Source organism: Sedimentitalea sp. (genome assembly GCF_039973035.1).
GTDB lineage: Bacteria > Pseudomonadota > Alphaproteobacteria > Rhodobacterales > Rhodobacteraceae > Sedimentitalea.
Genome location: NZ_JBDWLR010000001.1, coordinates 43,989 through 61,941, shown reverse-complemented (window position 1 = coordinate 61,941; position 17,953 = coordinate 43,989). Strand labels below are relative to the sequence as shown.

The following is a 17,953-nucleotide window of genomic DNA, read 5'->3' as shown; positions in this document are numbered from 1 at the left end:
CGATGTATGATGCAAGCGATATCACGCTCCCGGACGGCAAGCTCTTTGTCGGTGGGGAATGGGAAACCGGCACCGGGGCCGAGATCACCTCGATCTTTCCTGCGGATGGTTCGGTCAACCGGGTGCTGCGCGGTGCCTCGCGTGCGGATGGCGAACGCGCGATCGCGCGGGCCATAGCGGCGCAAGCGAATCCTGCTTGGCGGGGTCTGAAGCCGCATGAGCGTGCGCGCTTTCTCTATGCCATCGCCGACGGGATCGAAGCCAATATTGACCGCATTGCAGTGATCCAGAGCCGTGACACCGGCAAGACACTGTCCGAAACCCGCGCGCTTGCAGGTTCGGCAGCAGGTACATTCCGGTATTTCGGCGCGGTGCTTGAAACATCGGACGAAGACCTCACCGTGCAGCGTGGCAATGCGCTCACCCTGTCGGTATTCGAGCCTTTGGGGCTGGTGGCGGCGATTACACCATGGAATTCGCCCATTGCCTCGGACGCGCAAAAAATCGCCCCGGCATTGGCGGCAGGAAATGCCGTGCTGTTGAAACCGGCCTCCTGGTCGCCGCTGGTCAGCCTTGAACTGGCACGGATCGTCGAGGAAGCGGGGCTGCCCAAAGGGCTGTTTTCTGTCCTGCCCGGCGCGGGCCGCGAGATTGGCAACCTGTTGGTGGAACATCCCGATATCGCGCGGGTCAGCTTTACCGGTGGCACCTCGACCGGGCGGATGTTGGCGCGGCAGGCAGCGGAAAAGCTGATGCCGGTCTCACTGGAATTGGGGGGGAAATCGCCCACCATCGTTTTTGAGGATGCCGATATCAATCAGGCCATCGCTGGCGTGATGTTCGGCGTGTTTTCGTCAACCGGGCAAAGCTGTATCGCGGGCGCACGGCTGTTCGTGCAGCAATCCATATATGATGAGTTTGTGCCCAAACTTGTGGCCGCGACCAAGCGACTGAAGGTGGGGCATCCTTTTGACCCGGCCACTCAGGTTGCGTCAATGGTGCACTTTGAGCATCGCGACAGCGTCGCACAATACGTCACCATGGCCCGTGCAGAAGGAGCCGAAGTTCTTTGCGGCGGTGAGGCACCAGCCGGCGATGAATACAAGAACGGGGCCTACTACTTGCCGACGATCCTCGCGGGCGTTGGGAACGACGCCCGGATCTGCCGTGAAGAGGTCTTTGGCCCGGTTCTGGTGGTTCTGCCGTTCGACGATGAAGCAGACGTCATCGCGCAATCCAACGACAATAATTATGGGCTGGCCTCTGGCCTTTGGACCCGCGATTTCCCCAAGGCATGGCGCGTCGGACGGGCGATCAGCACCGGCACGGTTTGGGTCAACACTTACAAGCAGTTCTCGATCTCTACCCCATTCGGCGGTGAAAAAGACAGCGGCATGGGGCGCGAGAAGGGCCGCGAAGGTATGCGCGCCTATATGGCGCAAAAGTCCTTTTACGTTGATCTGAGCGGCGCACCCCATCCGTGGGCCGGTGCCGCGCTGGAGGCATCATGACAGCACAGATTGCCATCATCGGAGCGGGCCCGTCGGGATGCTATCTCGCGCAAGCTCTGCTCAAGGCACAGCCGGACTTGCAGGTCGATCTTATCGATCAGTTGCCAGTGCCCTATGGCTTGGTACGGTATGGTGTCGCACCCGATCATCAAGGCACCAAAGGCGTCATTCGCCAGTTTTCCCGCCTGTTCGAACGCCAAGGCGCGCGGTTCTTTGGCAATGTTGCGGTGAACGAACGTATATCGCTCGACGACCTCCGCACGGCATATGATGTTGTCGTACTGGCCGCCGGTCTCTCGGGAGATCGCAGGCTAGGTATTCCGGGCGAGAACTTGGACGGGGTCTATGGAGCGGGTCGGCTGGTCTGGGCGATCAACGACTATCCAGACGCTTCCTCCCTGCCCGACCTAGGGCCGCATCCGGTGATTATGGGCAACGGCAACGTCGCGATTGATCTGTTGCGCCTGCTCGCCAAGACCCCTGCCGAACTGGAGGGGTCGGACGTCGGCCAGGAAATCGGCGACTTGCTGGCGAACAGCGGCATCGAAACCCTGAATATCATCGGCAGGTCATCGGCAGATCGGGCGAAGTTCGATCCAGTAATGGTTAAGGAATTGGCCAAGCTATCCGGCGTCTCTATTCAGGTGATCGGAGCGGTGACCACATCGGACGAACCTGAGGCGGCAAAGAAGTTGGCGGCTCTGTCGGAAATTCATGGTCATGGCAATGGCCCGCGCCAGATTACATTCCGTTTTGGTCTCACTCCGGTCTCGCTGGAAGGTTCAGAACGCGTCACCGCCATCAATTTCCGCAGCGTAGAGGGTGAGGACGCGCGCATCGTTTGTTCGTCGTTTATCACCGCGATCGGCTTTCAGGATCAGGGGCATCTGGATCGGGACTCACTTCTGACACAGGCAGCGGATGCCAATAGCGGCAAGCTGGCCTCTGGTCTGTTCGCCACGGGGTGGTTCCGCCGAGGGCCGCGCGGCACCATTCCTGAAAATCGCACGGACGCGCAGGCGTTGGCAAAATGCATCCTGTCCGAGCTTTCGGCGGCTCCGGGAAAATCCGGCGCCAGCGTTCTCGATGCGCTGCCGGACGTCGTGACCTATTCCGACTGGAAACACATGGATATGCACGAAACCGAGGCAGCCCCCGCAGGGCGCTGTCGCACCAAGATCAAGGACCGTGCCGAAATGTTGGCACTGTGCAAGTCAAACAAGGAGTTGTCCTGATGAAAATCACCCTTCTGTATGGAACCGAAACCGGCAACGCCGAAATGTTGGCGGATGATATCCAGGCCGAGTTGGAAGATGCGCACGAGGTGGCCTGCGAAAACCTCGAAGATTTTGCGCCTGCCGACTTTGACTCAGATTGCTTTTACCTGCTGGTCTGCTCGACCTATGGCGACGGCGATTTGCCCGCGTCTGCGCAACCCTTCGCCGAGGCGATGGCGGACGAAACCCCTGATCTGAATGGTGTACACTTTGCCATCTTTGGGTTGGGAGATCGCGAATACGATACCTTTGCACAAGGCAGCGAAAAACTGGCGGCACTGATGGCGGCACATGGCGCATCCCAGTTGGGCGACCGTATCATTCATGATGCCTCCGGCGACGATCTCGCTGAGGACCTGGCCTTTCCCTGGGCACAGGCAATGGTCGAGCTGGCCCAGGAGCGATTGAGTCAGGCCGCCTGACACTCCGATTTCACCACCCATGACCTATTTATTATCTTAGACTAGGAGGACACCATGCAGGACCCCGCACTGCGCACCCAATCCAAAGGCCGCCCCCTGAGCGAGGCGGAAACCACATTTGCGACCGAGCTTGAACGGGTCTACGAAACTGGCTGCCATGACTTCGCGCTGGTTATCGAACAACTGAACGCCAAGAGCGTCGCACGTCCCTCGGGGCAATCCGGCGAATGGACTCTCGACGTGTTCGAGGACGAATTGAAACAGATCAACGCATCACATGATGCCGCCCATGCCGAACACGGCATCGGGGCCTGAAGGGGAGCAAGCCAATGCAAGCCAATGACACAAACCGCCACAACCGCAACCGGGTCGAAGATTACGTGAACCAAGGGCTGGGCGGATTCTGGATGCCGGTCGCCACCTCGGTCCAACTGAAGGTCGGCAAACCGCTGGCGCGCAAGATCGCGGGTGAAAACCTGGTGATGTGGCGCGATGGGGCGGGCAAGGTTCGCTGTATCGAAGATTTCTGCCCTCACCGCGGCGCGAAATTGTCGCTTGGCCATGTTCATGGCGACAACATCGCCTGCTGGTATCATGGCGTCACTGTTGACGGCACCGGAACCGTTGTGCGTGTACCCGCGATGCCCGATTGTGCGCTGGAAGGACGCAAGGCGCTGACCTCTTACGCCGCTGAAGAAGCCGGCGGAGCGGTGTTCATCTACATGCCGTCCGCCGATCAGCCCGAAGCCCCTGACTTTGTGCCGCCAGTCGAGTTCACCTCTGACGAATGGCAGGTTTTCCCCTGCATGACCCACTGGGATTGCAACTATCGCCTCAGCCTCGACAATGCGGCCGACCCGATGCACGCAAGCTATCTGCACGCTGACAGCTTCACCCTGGCATACGGCTCCAAACAGGACACAATGAAACTGGAAAAGCGCGAAAAGGGCTTTCAGATCGAACGTGTCTCGCAACAGGGCGTCAACTTTGACTATACCGAGGTGGTGATCGACGAGGGGACGATGTTCTTCCGTCTCGACATTCCTTATCCCGATGGCGCGGGTCCGGGCGGCCCGTTCCGGATCATTGGCTTTGCGACGCCGATTGACGAGAACACCCACCACAGCTTTTTCTGGCGTTGCCGCCAGGTGCAGGGGTTGGCTGCGGAAAGCTGGCGGTTCCTCTATCGCGCAGTGTTGGAGGACCGGCATTGGCACGTGCTGGAACAGGACCGCACGATGCTGGAATCGATACCATCAGACGCCCGCCGTCGCGAGATGCTGTACCAGCATGACATCGGCGTATCTCGTCTGCGCCAGATGATGGTAAAGCGCGCCAAGGCCCATTTCAAAGCGCTGGATGCGGCAGAAACGGAGAAAGAATCCGCATGACCCCAATTACCTCGGAAGCGTTGCGTGCGGCCCTGACCGCACCCTTCGTTCCCGGTGAGGCGCTGGACTTGACTAGGCGCCGAGTAACCGGGCCGGTAGATTTATGTGGACTGACATTGAGTGGGTTCGATTTGAGTGGCTCGGTGTTTGAGCACAATCTGGATTTGTCAGGTGCCACTTGTTTAGGGCTAACGTGGTTAAAGGCTTGTCATTTTACTGCCGGACTGCGCGGATCGGAGACCGTCTTTGGGCATGACCTGCGTCTTGACGGCTCTGACATCTATGGGGATCTGAACCTGCGTGGCGCCGAGATGTGCGGCACGCTTGTTCTGGATGATGCCACGCTCGACGGGACGACGGATTTGCGCGATGTTCAGGCGCTTTCCAGTCTGTCCTGCGCACGGGCCGTGTTTCGCGGCGACGTGGACATGAGCGGGGCAGAATGTCTGGGCGGTGTGTGGGCGGACAGTGCCTGTTTTGAAAGTCACGTTACAGCCCTGCAGACGGAAGTGCACGGTCGAACATGGCTTCGCAACATGCGTGTCGGTGGACCGTCGCCAAGCCACTTTCAGACCCAACTGGTAACGTACGGATACCTATGGGAGTGATTGGGAACGGTACGCTGAAGTGTTGTTGCATAGCATCGCTCAGCTGATACCGGGTGCTGTTTTTTCGCTCACGACGCTGTGGCTGCCGCACAATTTTAACGCTGATCCCGCGACAAGTTCCCCAAGCAGAAGCATCGCGTGACGAATTGGGCTGAGTAAAACTTAAGCTTGCGGCAGCAAGGGGACCTGCCGGTCTAGATTGGCGAAGGGGCACCCGCTCTGTGATCGGCACCGCGCCGGACGAAGCCAGGTGGGTGGCCTGTTTAATGAGATCTGGCGATTGAGACCTGCCTGCCCTTGGGCATGGTCTTCCGGCAGCCGCTGCGCCAGACCCAATGCTTGATGTGTTCGATTGCCAAGTTATCGGGGGAATCGAAATCGCGGTGCCCAGTCTCTCCACATTGTCGCGTCGGGGCAACGGCCTGACATTGTGCGTTCAGCCGCATGACAACGGCCAAGCGGAAATCCAGTTGGTCGTGCCCTCTCAGCGATGCAAGCATCGCTTGCCGGGCAACGGATAGCACCGGGCTGAAGATCCACGGTGTAGGCAGCAGTGCCACGTCTCCGAGCGTCCTTTCCCATCGGGCTTACGCGGCTACATCCTCATGTGCGGCGCGTGGCAGATAGGCGCTGATCACTTGTTCGGTGCCATTTGCGTAGTCTGCGGCCAACCGCTGCCAGTCGATCCGGGCCGCCGCTGACCAGTCCACACCGTCAAACGCTACTGTGCCCGCCACGCCAACTGTCGCATTGGTGTAAGTAACAAAGCGTTGCCCTTCCTCAAATTCACTCAACGAGTGATCCCATCGGTTGCCTGCCAACGTCAGCCCCATCACACATCTCTTCGGATCGTATTCTGCCGTGAACAGGGTGCCGAACCCTTCGGTGTATCGATCCTGGATTAAAGGTGTGTTGAGGAACTGCTGATTTAGATCCGCTGGCGCAACGCTCAGGCCGTCCAGATGCGCTAGACGTTCGTGGCTGCGCGTAAAGGCGGGTCGTTCCGCTTGTTCCGGACCGCTCTGGTGATTTGTCGCGATCGCGTTCGGCATCAGCTTGACCCCGCCCCCGGGGGATATCTCCAGACGCGCGGTTCGGCCTGAAGCATCCGCAAGCACCAGATTGTAAGCCATGTGGGATGGTATGCGCCTCAGTGCGACAATAGCCTGCACCACGGTATCGCAGGTCTCCAGCACGTACCGCAGGATCGTGGTTATGCCAAAACCCTCACCAATGTCCGAACGGCCACCGTAAGCAAGAGCAACGCTGAGCCCTGCATCGTTGATGCCATCAGAGAGTCCCCAGAGAAATTCGACCATCCCCATGACAGGGCGTCCTGTCCATTCCGTTCGCAGCAACAGTCCTTCGTTCAGCTCTGGTGACAGATCATAGTTGCGCACCAGTCGCACCTCGTTCTGATCGGCAACGGCAGCAAGCGAGCATCCCCCCAGATAGGGCGGCGGGCACCACGTCGATAAAAAGCGCGCCGCACGATCCGATCCGCCCGCGAGATCAACCAGACTGCGATAGACTGGCACGAGCTCCGGCATGTACCTTTCCAAAGCGCATCCGCACTGCGTTCGCGTTGGGCCAGTGTCGCCACCACGGGCCATAAACCAGGCTTCATAAGCAGGCCATGATCGCTGCCAACGCGCAGCCCATTTCGGGCCGGGAGTGTCTTCACTGATGGCGTCAAATGTCAAAGTCATCTGTGTCATTTCAATTTACCTCTCTCGGCGTGTCAAAGAAGAAGCGGACCATTTCTGCACTTGCGCTCGGTCCTCTTGGATCGGTGTAGGAGCCAGAGGCAGAACCGCCCGACCAGGCATGGCCCTGCCCTTCAATGATCCAGTATTCGACGAGACCCGCGCCGGTGTCGTCACTTGCAATCACCCGCTTGAATTTCCGGCCGTTGTCCTCTCCATGTTCGCGAGTCTCATGGATATTGATCGCATCCCGATTGATGGCTCGCTGAACGATGCCTTCACCGTTCTTGGGATGCACCGTCGCATCCGCAGCGCCATGAAACACAATTGTTCTGACATCCCGACCATCTTGGATACACGCAGGTGCCGCGAGAATGGTCCCTCCCATTGCCGCAAATGCAGATGGAACGTCTTTGGCGGCACCCACCGGCAATCCCGAATGGGCGCCAACCGCAGCAAAAACATCCGGGTAGGCTTCGCCCAAGATCGCGGCCATCGCCCCGCCAGCGGACAGACCTGCAACAAATGTGCGGTCTCGATTGATGCCATGCTCAGTTGCCATTTGGGTTGCCAACCCGGCCAGAATAGCAGGCTCTCCCCTGCCCCGCCGCTGATCACCGCGACTGAACCAGTTCCAGCAGGACTGTGCATTGTCCCCGCGCGATTGCGCTGGATAGATGACGACAAAGCCATGTTGTTCGGCCAGTTCATTCATACCCGTGCCCGCGGCAAAATCTTCGGGCGATTGGGTGCAGCCATGCAGCATCATGATGACACCGGTCGCACCGTCCCGTGCTGACGCCGGAACATAGGTTCGGTACATCCGACTGCCTGCGGGGCAGGTATAGGTGTCCTGATTGAATTGGGCTCCATCGGGCAGCGCCGCAGAAGTAGGCCCCCCCGTGTGGTTCCGTGACAGCGTGGCGAGCACATTGTCCAATGTAGACATTCCGCCAGAATTCGGCAGACCCGCGCCCGACGAAAGCCCGTGTTGTGCCAAAGTGCGTTGCACCAGATCATTGGCATCCGAAAGGCGTGCGCCATCGATCGCAGGGCGCCACGCGCCTACGTTAAAGAGTTTCATGGTCGTTTCCTTTTTAGGGTTTGAGCATCCTATTTGATGCGGTCGGCAAGTGCCTTCTTGATGTCTGAACTCGCCTGCAAGGCGCCCAGCACCGTGATAGATCCTATGGTTTGAAGCGCCAATTCCGGGGTGACTTCCGCGTCGATCCGCGCAAGGCCCACGACCTTGACGTGCAGCATCTCGCCTGCATCCCTCAGTGCCTCAAGATCTGCGACAGAGTAGTCGCGCAGACCCAGCTCCATCGTGTGCCGCTCAAGCGACTGACTGACCACGCTGGTGTGTGTGTCCAACTGGTTGCGGATCGCGGTACGGATCAGGTCACTTCGATTTGAGTAGAACCCCTCCTGCACCAGCAGATCGATGCGCCCAAGATCAACAAAGCCCAGATTGATCGTGATTTTTTCATTTTCGGGTTGTCTGTCGCGCAGCTGCTTAACATTTGTCATGCAATTCTCCATCCATGTGGATGGTATATGGAGTTATGAGCGGTAAGCGCAAGCTATTTTCCGAGAAAATCTAGGCTGAAGGGCAGGTTCTCGCATCGCCCGCACGCAATTTAGGATGACAGCTGGTCGCATGGCTTGTCTCAGCTATTGAAAGCTCTCCGCCACGGACCGACCGCGTTGCAGAGATCAATTATAAGGCGGATTAAGCTTCAACAGTTTGCATGTCGAAATCACGTGCTTGCAGACCATCTGCTTAGCAGTCGACCGCATGAAGCTCTGTGATTGTCTAAGCGGAAGTCGAAACACGACCCATAGACTAAGGCAAATCTCGATTGCCAAATCGGAGTAACGCGTCTGGCTACCGCGGGTTTTCCGACGCAGCGTCGCCCAAAATTCAACAGCATCATTTGACATTCATACGGTCAAATCACCACGGTGACCAAGGATTAGGTCTTACTCAAAAGTATTCACCAACCGATAACGTGCCGTGTCATTGCGTTGGTGTGGCTGCACCGGAATTCCCGACGTCACGACGTTGCACCGCCTTGCCTCGCTGAAGATCCCACCAGGCAAACACGAAATAGATGAGCGTGCACCAGATGGTGACGTCGTAGAACATCTCGCGGTTGACGTAATAGGCATAGAGATCGGGGCTATTGAAAAGCACGCGCCACGCGAGCACGAACGGTATCAGAAGACCGATGACGATCCAGATTGCGCGGATGACCTTGGTCAGGATCGAAGTATCCTTGACATGCACATGGCTCTCCCTTCGCGCCAGCTCGGCATGGTACTCCGCCACCCGTCGATCAAAGTCGGCCTCGCGCTTCTCCGCCTCGGGGTAACTTTCGCCGGCCCCTGCCTGCTTGGCCAGAACGGTATAACAGACAAGGGAGAGGACCCATGTTGGCAGGAAGAGATAGACGAAGGGAATGATGTTGATGAAGTTCAACCCGAAGCCGAAGGCGAGACAGATCCCCCAAGTTATCAGCGCTGGCATGTTATCCTTGGCACCTTTAAGGCGGTGCCAATTGCTCTTCATTCCCAGCCTGGGAAGGATGTGCTGCTCGGCGAAAACAACGCCGCCGATGGGCACAAGGACAAGTCCTGCGTAGGCAAGGATCGGCAGGATGCTGCGGTAGATGAACGGAAAACAGCTTCCGACGACGACCACGGCCCCGACAGCGAGCGTGATTTTCTGGCGCGCGATGTTGGGAAAGACCGCCTGTGCCGCCAGACCGGCGCGATAGAGGTTGGGGTTGGCCGTTGTCCAACCCGCGATCACGACGATCACAAAGCCAGTGGCGCCGAGCGCGTAGTAGGCAACGTCGCCGGGTGAGACGACCGCGACGCTCAATTTCATGATTGACGCGGTTGCCGCCCCCATCAGGGCCGCAGAAATCCAGGCGACGTAGTGGCCAAACATCATCCCGGTTGCGGTGCAAAGGCCATAGATTGATTTCCTCGCGTAACGCAAAAGCGCCATGTCGACGAGACCGAAATGTGCGAAGGTGTTGGCTGCCCAGGCGAAGCCGATGACTTCAATCAATCCGATCCCGGGTTCTCCAGCGGCATTGATTCCGGTAAACACCGTCGCTCCCGCCAAATTCACAAAATCCGAGAAACCTGCAAGCGTGGTGTATCCGGTAAGAGTCTCGTTCAACGCAGGGATCAGGACCATACCACCGGCCGTAAACATCACCATCAGCCATGGGGTGCAAATGGTCGCGAATTCGGCCACCACGTTGAACCCATAGTAGGCCACTGCCACCGCGATCACGCTTGCCGATGCAGCGATCATGGCGAAGTAGAGGTTGCTGGGGTAAGGATAGACCTGCGGCGGAATATCAAAGAGCGCCCGGACCGCGGTGGCGGAAACGGTGATCATCGCCGCGGAAATGGCGACGAAGATCAGCACATTCGCCCCGTTATAGAATCGCGGGACGAGCGCCCCCATGTTTTGTTCGAGATAGGTGTAGAGACTGAGCCGCGTCTTGACCGCGATGGGGGCGGTAATTAGCCAAAAGCTCATCACGGCCAGTGTGTTACCGATCAGCAGCCCGATCAGGATATCTTGAATTGACGCGCCCATGGCGACGAATGCCGCGCCAATGACGAATTCGGTCGCGGCGACATGTTCGGCACCATAGAGACCGAGAAAGTGACCGGCCCCATGCGTTCGGTGCTCGGGAACCGGAAGGAGTTCGTCATCCATCTCGGAGACGGGCTTCTGATAGACGTCTGCTACCTCTGTCACGTTATCCTCCCTTGGTGTCGTTGCTTTGTGGTCGGGCCGTGCACATCCACGTCCAAAGTCAATCGTCGCTTATGAAACGTGCCCGCTCGATCACCTTTCCCGTGACCCATTGCGCGTTGTCGAGCGCCTCATCGGTCGGGATCTCGCCTGCCAACGCCTTGGCGATCTGAGAGCCGACGGCTGTCGCCATGCCCGGAAACTCGGGGATCGCGACGTATTGGATACCCGTGTAGGGAACGTCGTCGACGGTCGGGTTATCCGGATCGGACGCCTCGATCGATGCCAGCACCATCTCGGCAAAGGGGGCAGCCTCCAGATACTTGCTATTCTCGTAGAGAGAGGCCCGCGTACCCGGCGGCGCATTGATCCAGCCTTCCTCCTCGGCGACGACTTCCGCGTATTCCTTCGACGTCGCCCAAGCGACAAAGCGTTTGGCCTCCTCTTGATGCTCTGAGCCGGACGAGATTCCAAGCGCCCAGGCCCAGAGCCAGTTGGCCCGTTTGCCGAGGCCCCGATGGGGGGCAAGCGCAAAGCCAACCCGGTCGGCCACGTTTGATGTTTCGGGATCAGCGATCGATGACGCTGCAACTGTGGCATCGATCCAGATCGCGCACCGTCCGTTCTGGAACAAGTTCAGTGTTTCGGTATAGCCGTTCTGCGCGGCGTCCGGCGGACCATAGTCCCGAACCAGACTCACATAGTCATTGACCGCACTCGCCCAGCTTTCACTGTCAAACTGAGGTTGCCAGTCATCGTCGAACCAACGCGCACCGTAGGAATTCGCCATTGCCGTGATGACCGCGACGTTTTCACCCCACCCCGGCTTGCCCCGCAGGCAGATGCCATAGACATCATCGTTCTGTTCGCTGATTGTGGAGGCCGCCGTGCGGATGAAATCCCAGGTTGGCTCATCCGGCATTTCCAGCCCCGCCTCCTCGAACAGGTCGGTTCGGTACATCGTAAAAGCGGATTCCCCGTAGAAAGGCGCGGCGAAAAGCGTGCCTTCATAGCTCAAGCTGTTTCTGATCGGCGGTAAGATGTCGTCGCTTTCATAGTTTTCGGGCATCTCGTCGAGCGACGACAGCCAGCCCCGTTCGGCCCAGATCGGCACTTCATAAGTACCAATCGATACGATATCAAAACGCCCGGCTCCGGTTGCGATATCGGTCGTAACCCGCTGTCGCAGCGTATTCTCGTCGAGCGTGATCCAGTTGAATTCAATGCCGGGATTGTCAGCAGTGAATGCGTCGGACAGCTGTTGCATACGCTCCATATCGGGGTTGCTCACCGTCGCGATGGTCAGCGTCGTCTGCGCGGATGCTGTGGTGGCCAACGCCAGTGGCACAGCGACGATCAGAAAGGCTCGCCATAGCATGGTCGGTTCCTCCCACTGGTAGCATTACCTAGGGTAAACCACTAAACACCGTAGGGTTGAGTGTTGTCAATATTTAGCTTCCAAACTTCGAAATAGCGGTTGGATCCCTCTGGCTGGCCGTGTGGCACGGATCAACTGCAACTCAGAACGCTTCCTACCCGAAACGGAATTCAGGCGATCCGTTCTAAACTTGGGCGGCCAAGTCCGGCCATGGAATCGAGAATCTGCACGCCAATCTTGCCTTCTGTTTTCTTATTTTCGAAGTTGCGCGCCTTTGGTTTGGACCCGATGACGCCTGTCCAGCCGTCCATGATCATTTCGCCCCAACTTTGTTGGTCTAGCCAGTGGCTTTCCGCCAGGCAATCCGCGCGCGGGCTGCGATCTCGACGGTATGACAGTCATGTGTCATCGGATCATTGCCCGCATTGAGGCTCAATATTGCATTTTTTGGTAGTGGGATCCTCACCTCGATCATCGATCCGAACCAAGCGGCAAGCAAATCAGATGCTGCTTCTCCATCATAAGCACAGTCTGCCAAAAAGTGAGAGACTGGGGTATCGGCCTGAGCCAAGAGATATGGAAGCACTGTCGGATCGCCAACATTATTGGGTGTCAGATCAGAGCAGACGTCTTCGCCACTGACAAAATCAAGACCGACTTGGAGCTTGCGCCAAGAGCGCCGTTTGCGCGTGGTTTGTAAAGTATGACATCGCCTAAAATTTGGTTCAGCGAAGCACCATCTAGGTCTTTCGTCCAAATCGCCTCGCAGGACGGAATAACCCAAGTCAGAACATGCGAAATTCCGGCTACAGAGATCGTTGGCAAAATGCTCAAGGCAAAGGAAACCACATATGTTCTCGCCGGCAAGGTTTCTCACAGGGACGTTTTCGGCAAACGCCATCCCCTCGTATGTCGGTATTTTGCCGCTGGCGGCAAGGCGGACGGATCATACGACAAACCAGCCGCAACATTCACAGCTACTAGAGCCTTAATCATCGCTTACGCTCTCGGTGCGTTTGATACATAAGGCCGAATTGCTAAACGGTGAGAAACTTTTATTTGTTGCGTGAAGCCCAGATCATCATCGAAAGATAGAGGAACCAATACAACACCAAGCGACCCCATAGTGCACTGAATTACCGCCCAACCGCGCCAGAGGCCATCATACCGATGGACCAAAGACCAATCATGCACCAACTTTCAATTTGGACCACTCGAGCGGGGCTGCTCAACAGCGACATTTCTCTTACTGATGAACAGGTGGGGTGAGGACTCCCCCTCACCCCAGCGGAGCTTTTGGTTAGCCTTGATATTCAGGCTGCTTCTCAAGTATCTGTTGCGAACTGTCGATGTAGACACGCAGATCGCCGCCGTTCTCAGGACGCACGATTGCTATTTCATCGAGCGTCACAGCGACGGGGTGTTCACCCATCCCGAGAAAGCCGCCGACGTCGATCACGGCTCGGTCGATCTTGCCATCGTTGGTCAACAGCAATTCGCTGATTTCACCGACCTCCTCATCTGCAGAACTGTAAACGCGCGTACCGGTCAGGTCCTCAGCGGTCAAATCATCACGCTTCACAGTCGCATAGCCATCACGCTCGATCGCGGGGGGCGTCAGCATCGGACGATCAGAGGCCGGGTCAGTTGCTTTGCTGTGCTTCGAGCTTCGCTCGTAGGCCGGCGCCTCTTTGACGCCTGCAGCGTTGGCGTTGACGACGAGGAAAAATTCATCCGCTGCTTCGCCATCGCTGACGAATTTCAGCTGCGACATTTCAATGGCAACGTCTTTTTCGCCAATGCCGATGAACCCGCCGACGCCGACGATGAATGATTGAACGTCACCATCACGGGTCAGAACGATCTCGTTGACCTCACCAATATCATCCCACTCCTTCTCGCCTTCGGCGGCAAAGCCGGTTTCATTGTTGATGTCAGTTTCTGTCGCGTAGACACGCATGCCGATCAGCTCGGATGCGTTCAGGTTGACGCTTTCATCAAACGTCATGTCAGAAAAAGCAGCTTTGTGTACGTCGGCGTAGGCGGCTGTGCTGAGCACAAGAGCTGCTGCGGTCGAGGTCAAAAAGCGTGTCATGGTATCTCCTTTTTGATGAAGCTGGTCGTCGCCAGCGGTATGGCAATGAAACCAATAAGGAGCGTTGCGGTTCCAATAAATTTTGGGTGGTGGATAATTCTATCTAACATTTGATCATTGGAATCAGCATGTTGATAAATACACAAACGTATAGAAATTTTTTGAGTGCCTAGATTTCCATTTAGAAACTCGCAAAAATTCGCGCACAGGAACTGACTTCACACTTCACGACCCAAGTCCGGGTACGCACGGATGCGTTGTAGTTTGCCCACGACAATCAATGCCGTGGGCATCTGAAGTCTCAACTAGCGAGTTTCACGTCCCGCTGATGCTTACCTTCACGCACTTCTTCGATGATCTTGGCGACAAAAGCGTCAAGATCTTCAGGGCTCCGTGATGTGATGATCCCGTTCGAGATCGCCACCTCCTGGTCCACGAACCTTGCACCTGCATTTTGCAAGTCAGTATTGATGGAGTGATACGATGTCATCTCCCTGCCTTCCACAACACCGGCTTCGATCAGGAGCCAAGGCGCGTGGCAGATCGCAGCGATGATCTTGTTGGACGCGACGAACCGTCGGATCTTGTTAACCGCGACACTGTCAGCGCGCAGGATGTCGGGATTCATCTGCCCGCCAGGCAACACGAGTGCGATGTAATTATCAACATCCACATCGGAAATCTTCAGGTCGGCGTCTACACTATCGCCCCAATTGCCGTCCTGCCACCCCGTGATCGCGTTTCCATCCGGTGTCGCAACATGAACGGTTGCGCCTGCCGCCTTGAGTTTTTCCAAAGGGACGACAAGCTCGGATTGTTCAAAACCATTTGTCGACATGATCAGAATATTCGTGTTTTTGAGGTCTGACATTTTGCGGTCTCCTTAAATTGCATTTCGTTGCAGGGCTCGGGGCACACCTGAGCCGCAGCATTTTTGGGTACATTGGATTTGCGCCTCTTGGGTTGGAACCCTTCAAGCCCTGCTAAGTTCCATTCACAAGCTCGCCGAGATTGACTAGTTTTGTTGCTAGGCGAGATCGAAAGCGAATTCGCCGCCATATAAGATCTGGGTTGGCTTGACCGAGACTTTAAGACACAGGTGGATGGCGCTGCCTGCTAACGGCTTTGGTTCACGCAACAGTACACTTGGCGATTCCGTCTTGAGGCTAGCTGGCTATTCATCCCACGGGCGCAGGTTCAATAGCTGATCTTCAGTCATCTTCGAAACATAAGCGCGACCATCGTAAACGAGCGCCTTGAGTGGAACGGCGACATCATCGTCACCAAACAGATCGACTCCGTCAAACTCAACCAATACCCCAGCTGGGATACCGTCCGCATCCACTAGAATTTCTTCGACCTCGCCAATCTTCTCTCCGGATGTGGACAGTACTTCAATGCCGTCCGCGCTCATCAGATAGGAGTCATCGCGAGTCTCTACCGGTCCGCTCGCTCCAACCTCGGCGTCTTGCGCCAGGACGGGTAATGCGAAAGCAGCGCAGAAGATTATATGAATGGATATTTTCATGTTTAACCTCTCTCTTCCTCAAGACAACGCTGCGACGCAAGCATTGTTCCCAATTTGATCGTAGTCTTGCGAAAAGCTGGACGCGCTGAACCAATTCCGGGAAATAATGGCGGTAGATTCGTATTGGCGGCAAGTGGCTCCAGCAGAAGAATCTGCACGTTGGGTTCCCTCACCGCGGCAAACTTTCATTGTATTCAGCCCAATTGGTCACCCGATGCTTCTGTTTGAGAACCTCATCCCGGCAATCAGCTTTAAACTTGTTCGGCATTTACGGCATCCTGAACGGAAAAGACCGCACCCGCTATCAGCTTAGCGGGAAGCCATGCAACAAGCCCAATGGCTGCCATCAAATGGGGTTTCATCGCTATTCAGACCGAACGCCCCCTCTGGACAATTCCGCCGTTGTTTTAAGCCGACATCTGGCCGGCCAAGCGGCAGGCCGCGCGGCTGTTGCTGTCACGGAACCTGTCGAAGCGCCGCCCATCACGGTATTAGCGATGAAGTTCCATCCCGGGGAGAGGGTTCGTGCCTCAAACTTATAATTTCTGCTTTTGACAATATGATTGGGTCAAGGGGTTTCCCGCTGGACCTCCGACAGACGCGAGGCTGCGAGGATCGCCGTCAGACTGAAGGCGGCCAGAATGGCCAGAACGCTTTCGGGGCCCGCCGCATCGGCAAGCGCGCCAAAAAGCCCACCCAACACAAGCAGGACACCAATTAACGTATTTGAAAGAGCCGTGTAGACAGATTTGCGTCCATCACTGTCCATGTCGGTAAGATGCGTCTTACGGCCCGCGCGCACGCCTTGATAGGCGATCTGCGAAACAAAAACGTATCCCGCGATCAGAACACCGCTTCTGTCATTCACATCCAGAAACCCGGTTGTCGCGGCGATGGCAAGCATAACGCCTGAAACTGCACCTGCCAGCATCAGGGTTTTTCGACTGGACCAATCCGAAAGCGCGCCCCAGATATATGCAGACAGGATCGAAGCGACAGAGGACGCGAGCACAAGCAAACCAAGGTTGCCAAACCCCGTATCTCCGCTGCCCAGCATGACCAGAAAGGGCGGAGCCAACGCGGTCGAGATCAAAAGGGCACGCGTGGCGATGAAATTGCGAAACTCACCGTCTCTCTGCAACGGATCAAGCAAGCCGGACAGCGACACGTCAGCATCCGAAGCACTTTGGTCCGCGGGTTCGTCCAATCGGGCAAAAACCGCTGCGGCAAGAAGCCAAAGACATCCAGCAAATGCGATAGCGCCTGATATGGCCACCGGCTCACGGGGCAGCAGGCCGGTGCTTAGCAAAACCGCGAACGCCAGCACAGCAATGGCTGCAATCGTCCCGGCACTGCCCGAGACCTTTCCGCGCATTCTCTTCTTGATCGTGCGCGACAGCACGTCCTTGTAACTCGCCGAACAAGCCGAGCGAGCAACAGCAAGCATCGCAAGCAGCACAAGGATAACCCAACCTGCGACCCTTCCGGGAAGGGCAATGGCGGCGATTGCGATACCAAAGGCAGCCAGACCCTGTACAGCTGCCCCACCTGCCCAGAAATACTTTCGGATCTTACTTTTCTGAATCACGCGGGCGAGCAGAAGTTGCGGCAGCAAAGCGCCCGATTCACGCACCGGCACAAGCATGCCGACAAGAAATCCGGGTGAACCAATGGCGTCTAGCAGCCAGGCAAGCACAAGCTTGGGGTCAATCAGGCCATCTGCGGTTTTGGTCAGAGCCAGGGACGCAAGGTGAATGCGATAGGATCTGTTCATGTTCGTTCAGCGCGCGAGGACAACATCTGATCGCACATCGGCTTTCACCTGAATGACATCGATTAGATAAGATGCCACGTCCTTGCGCGAACTCAAACCCATGCGCCAGTTCTCAGGTCTGCGCGCTCGGTAAGGCTCATCGCGCTTTTGGTGCGCCCCGCGAACCCCGTTGCGACCAGCAAACGGGTGACACCAGCGCTTTCCATTTCATGCACCACTACCCAATACCCCATGCAGCACTAGGATCAATACCTTGAGAATACCCCAAGATGTGCTCTAGGCCCAGATCTCTGTCATAGAATGGCGGATCCGAAACGCTATTGCGGCACCATAAAGTTATCTCGTGTCGGCCAGCTTGCGGACGTCATCAGGGCCAGCGGGCAAACGCGCCGCTCAGACAGGCCGGAGAGGTAACCGCTATGACAGACGATCAAAATCTCAAAGGAAACCCTTGCAAAATCAGAGCTGTCCACAAACGG

At 56.9% G+C, this 17,953-nt stretch carries 18 protein-coding genes and 1 pseudogene; 7 read left to right on the top strand and 12 right to left on the bottom strand.

The annotated features are described in order from the left end of the window. Positions 1-2: 2 nt before the first annotated feature. From ABJO75_RS00295 to ABJO75_RS00270, 6 genes are read left to right on the top strand one after another with little or no spacing between them, the layout of a single operon-like run. Positions 3-1,511, top strand: coding sequence for an aldehyde dehydrogenase (locus ABJO75_RS00295; RefSeq protein WP_348124770.1), 1,509 nt, complete (start codon positions 3-5; stop codon positions 1,509-1,511). Next, on the top strand, positions 1,508-2,746 hold the full coding sequence (locus ABJO75_RS00290) for an FAD-dependent oxidoreductase (protein ID WP_348124768.1): 1,239 nt from the start codon (positions 1,508-1,510) through the stop codon (positions 2,744-2,746). Before ABJO75_RS00295 ends, ABJO75_RS00290 begins: the two co-directional genes overlap by 4 nt. Further along, positions 2,746-3,210 carry a flavodoxin domain-containing protein gene (locus ABJO75_RS00285; protein WP_348124766.1) on the top strand — a complete coding sequence of 155 codons (465 nt, stop codon included), beginning with the start codon at positions 2,746-2,748 and terminating at the stop codon, positions 3,208-3,210. The genes ABJO75_RS00290 and ABJO75_RS00285 overlap by 1 nt, the downstream gene beginning before the upstream one ends. 54 nt (positions 3,211-3,264) lie before the next feature. Next, the gene (locus ABJO75_RS00280; RefSeq protein WP_348124764.1) at positions 3,265-3,525 is read left to right on the top strand and encodes a recombinase-like helix-turn-helix domain-containing protein; all 261 of its coding nucleotides are present in this window, start codon (positions 3,265-3,267) and stop codon (positions 3,523-3,525) included. A gap of 14 nt (positions 3,526-3,539) precedes the next feature. After that, positions 3,540-4,601, top strand: coding sequence for an aromatic ring-hydroxylating dioxygenase subunit alpha (locus tag ABJO75_RS00275; RefSeq protein ID WP_348124762.1), 1,062 nt, complete (start codon positions 3,540-3,542; stop codon positions 4,599-4,601). Next, positions 4,598-5,209 carry a hypothetical protein gene (locus tag ABJO75_RS00270; protein WP_348124760.1) on the top strand — a complete coding sequence of 204 codons (612 nt, stop codon included), beginning with the start codon at positions 4,598-4,600 and terminating at the stop codon, positions 5,207-5,209. Before ABJO75_RS00275 ends, ABJO75_RS00270 begins: the two co-directional genes overlap by 4 nt. Before the next feature lie 587 nt (positions 5,210-5,796). On the opposite strand, the gene ABJO75_RS00265 is transcribed toward ABJO75_RS00270, so the two are convergent. The 8 genes from ABJO75_RS00265 to ABJO75_RS00230 all read right to left on the bottom strand — a co-directional run bounded on the left by ABJO75_RS00265 (position 5,797) and on the right by ABJO75_RS00230 (position 12,978). Then, a complete protein-coding gene (locus ABJO75_RS00265) occupies positions 5,797-6,918 on the bottom strand; it encodes a C45 family peptidase (RefSeq protein ID WP_348124856.1) in 1,122 nt (373 codons plus the stop codon). A gap of 10 nt (positions 6,919-6,928) precedes the next feature. Further along, positions 6,929-7,999, bottom strand: coding sequence for a PHB depolymerase family esterase (locus ABJO75_RS00260; RefSeq protein ID WP_348124759.1), 1,071 nt, complete (start codon positions 7,997-7,999; stop codon positions 6,929-6,931). A 29-nt stretch (positions 8,000-8,028) separates the two neighbouring features. Continuing rightward, positions 8,029-8,445, bottom strand: a complete 417-nt coding sequence (locus ABJO75_RS00255) for a CopG family transcriptional regulator (RefSeq protein WP_348124758.1) — start codon at positions 8,443-8,445, stop codon at positions 8,029-8,031. Between the two features lie 186 nt (positions 8,446-8,631). Next, entirely contained in the window at positions 8,632-8,859 is a 228-nt protein-coding gene (locus ABJO75_RS00250; RefSeq protein WP_348124756.1) for a transposase, read from the bottom strand. A 76-nt stretch (positions 8,860-8,935) separates the two neighbouring features. Continuing rightward, positions 8,936-10,702 (bottom strand): hypothetical protein, encoded by a 1,767-nt coding sequence (locus tag ABJO75_RS00245; RefSeq protein WP_348124755.1) that lies wholly within the window; start codon positions 10,700-10,702, stop codon positions 8,936-8,938. Positions 10,703-10,760: 58 nt separating this feature from the next. Then, complete coding sequence (locus ABJO75_RS00240) at positions 10,761-12,077, bottom strand: sugar ABC transporter substrate-binding protein (RefSeq protein ID WP_348124753.1); 1,317 nt, start codon at positions 12,075-12,077, stop codon at positions 10,761-10,763. A gap of 170 nt (positions 12,078-12,247) precedes the next feature. Next, positions 12,248-12,388, bottom strand: a complete 141-nt coding sequence (locus tag ABJO75_RS00235) for a hypothetical protein (RefSeq protein WP_348124751.1) — start codon at positions 12,386-12,388, stop codon at positions 12,248-12,250. Positions 12,389-12,414: 26 nt separating this feature from the next. After that, a complete protein-coding gene (locus tag ABJO75_RS00230) occupies positions 12,415-12,978 on the bottom strand; it encodes a transposase (protein ID WP_348124749.1) in 564 nt (187 codons plus the stop codon). Positions 12,979-13,108: 130 nt separating this feature from the next. Between ABJO75_RS00230 and ABJO75_RS00225 the strand changes: the two are divergent. Further along, positions 13,109-13,346: pseudogene (locus tag ABJO75_RS00225) on the top strand (integrase core domain-containing protein); the annotation flags it as partial. Positions 13,347-13,377: 31 nt separating this feature from the next. On the opposite strand, the gene ABJO75_RS00220 reads toward ABJO75_RS00225, so the two are convergent. The 4 genes from ABJO75_RS00220 to ABJO75_RS00205 form a co-directional block, all read right to left on the bottom strand. Next, complete coding sequence (locus ABJO75_RS00220) at positions 13,378-14,172, bottom strand: PRC-barrel domain-containing protein (RefSeq protein ID WP_348124747.1); 795 nt, start codon at positions 14,170-14,172, stop codon at positions 13,378-13,380. A gap of 301 nt (positions 14,173-14,473) precedes the next feature. Beyond that, positions 14,474-15,043, bottom strand: coding sequence for a type 1 glutamine amidotransferase domain-containing protein (locus tag ABJO75_RS00215; protein ID WP_348124745.1), 570 nt, complete (start codon positions 15,041-15,043; stop codon positions 14,474-14,476). A gap of 303 nt (positions 15,044-15,346) precedes the next feature. Then, positions 15,347-15,700 carry a PRC-barrel domain-containing protein gene (locus ABJO75_RS00210; RefSeq protein WP_348124743.1) on the bottom strand — a complete coding sequence of 118 codons (354 nt, stop codon included), beginning with the start codon at positions 15,698-15,700 and terminating at the stop codon, positions 15,347-15,349. A 568-nt stretch (positions 15,701-16,268) separates the two neighbouring features. Beyond that, positions 16,269-17,474 (bottom strand): MFS transporter, encoded by a 1,206-nt coding sequence (locus ABJO75_RS00205; RefSeq protein WP_348124741.1) that lies wholly within the window; start codon positions 17,472-17,474, stop codon positions 16,269-16,271. Positions 17,475-17,953: the final 479 nt, after the last annotated feature.

What these genes read in the sequence shown, in the direction of transcription:
- ABJO75_RS00255 (WP_348124758.1), bottom strand. Translation starts at nt 8,445, where the DNA reads ATGACAAATGTTAAGCAGCTGCGCGACAGACAACCCGAAAATGAAAAA.
- ABJO75_RS00280 (WP_348124764.1), top strand. Translation starts at nt 3,265, where the DNA reads ATGCAGGACCCCGCACTGCGCACCCAATCCAAAGGCCGCCCCCTGAGC.
- ABJO75_RS00275 (WP_348124762.1), top strand. Translation starts at nt 3,540, where the DNA reads ATGCAAGCCAATGACACAAACCGCCACAACCGCAACCGGGTCGAAGAT.
- ABJO75_RS00290 (WP_348124768.1), top strand. Translation starts at nt 1,508, where the DNA reads ATGACAGCACAGATTGCCATCATCGGAGCGGGCCCGTCGGGATGCTAT.
- ABJO75_RS00230 (WP_348124749.1), bottom strand. Translation starts at nt 12,978, where the DNA reads ATGGCGTTTGCCGAAAACGTCCCTGTGAGAAACCTTGCCGGCGAGAAC.
- ABJO75_RS00250 (WP_348124756.1), bottom strand. Translation starts at nt 8,859, where the DNA reads ATGTCAAATGATGCTGTTGAATTTTGGGCGACGCTGCGTCGGAAAACC.
- ABJO75_RS00215 (WP_348124745.1), bottom strand. Translation starts at nt 15,043, where the DNA reads ATGTCAGACCTCAAAAACACGAATATTCTGATCATGTCGACAAATGGT.
- ABJO75_RS00270 (WP_348124760.1), top strand. Translation starts at nt 4,598, where the DNA reads ATGACCCCAATTACCTCGGAAGCGTTGCGTGCGGCCCTGACCGCACCC.
- ABJO75_RS00265 (WP_348124856.1), bottom strand. Translation starts at nt 6,918, where the DNA reads ATGACTTTGACATTTGACGCCATCAGTGAAGACACTCCCGGCCCGAAA.
- ABJO75_RS00295 (WP_348124770.1), top strand. Translation starts at nt 3, where the DNA reads ATGTATGATGCAAGCGATATCACGCTCCCGGACGGCAAGCTCTTTGTC.
- ABJO75_RS00210 (WP_348124743.1), bottom strand. Translation starts at nt 15,700, where the DNA reads ATGAAAATATCCATTCATATAATCTTCTGCGCTGCTTTCGCATTACCC.
- ABJO75_RS00220 (WP_348124747.1), bottom strand. Translation starts at nt 14,172, where the DNA reads ATGACACGCTTTTTGACCTCGACCGCAGCAGCTCTTGTGCTCAGCACA.
- ABJO75_RS00235 (WP_348124751.1), bottom strand. Translation starts at nt 12,388, where the DNA reads ATGGACGGCTGGACAGGCGTCATCGGGTCCAAACCAAAGGCGCGCAAC.
- ABJO75_RS00205 (WP_348124741.1), bottom strand. Translation starts at nt 17,474, where the DNA reads ATGAACAGATCCTATCGCATTCACCTTGCGTCCCTGGCTCTGACCAAA.
- ABJO75_RS00240 (WP_348124753.1), bottom strand. Translation starts at nt 12,077, where the DNA reads ATGCTATGGCGAGCCTTTCTGATCGTCGCTGTGCCACTGGCGTTGGCC.
- ABJO75_RS00260 (WP_348124759.1), bottom strand. Translation starts at nt 7,999, where the DNA reads ATGAAACTCTTTAACGTAGGCGCGTGGCGCCCTGCGATCGATGGCGCA.
- ABJO75_RS00285 (WP_348124766.1), top strand. Translation starts at nt 2,746, where the DNA reads ATGAAAATCACCCTTCTGTATGGAACCGAAACCGGCAACGCCGAAATG.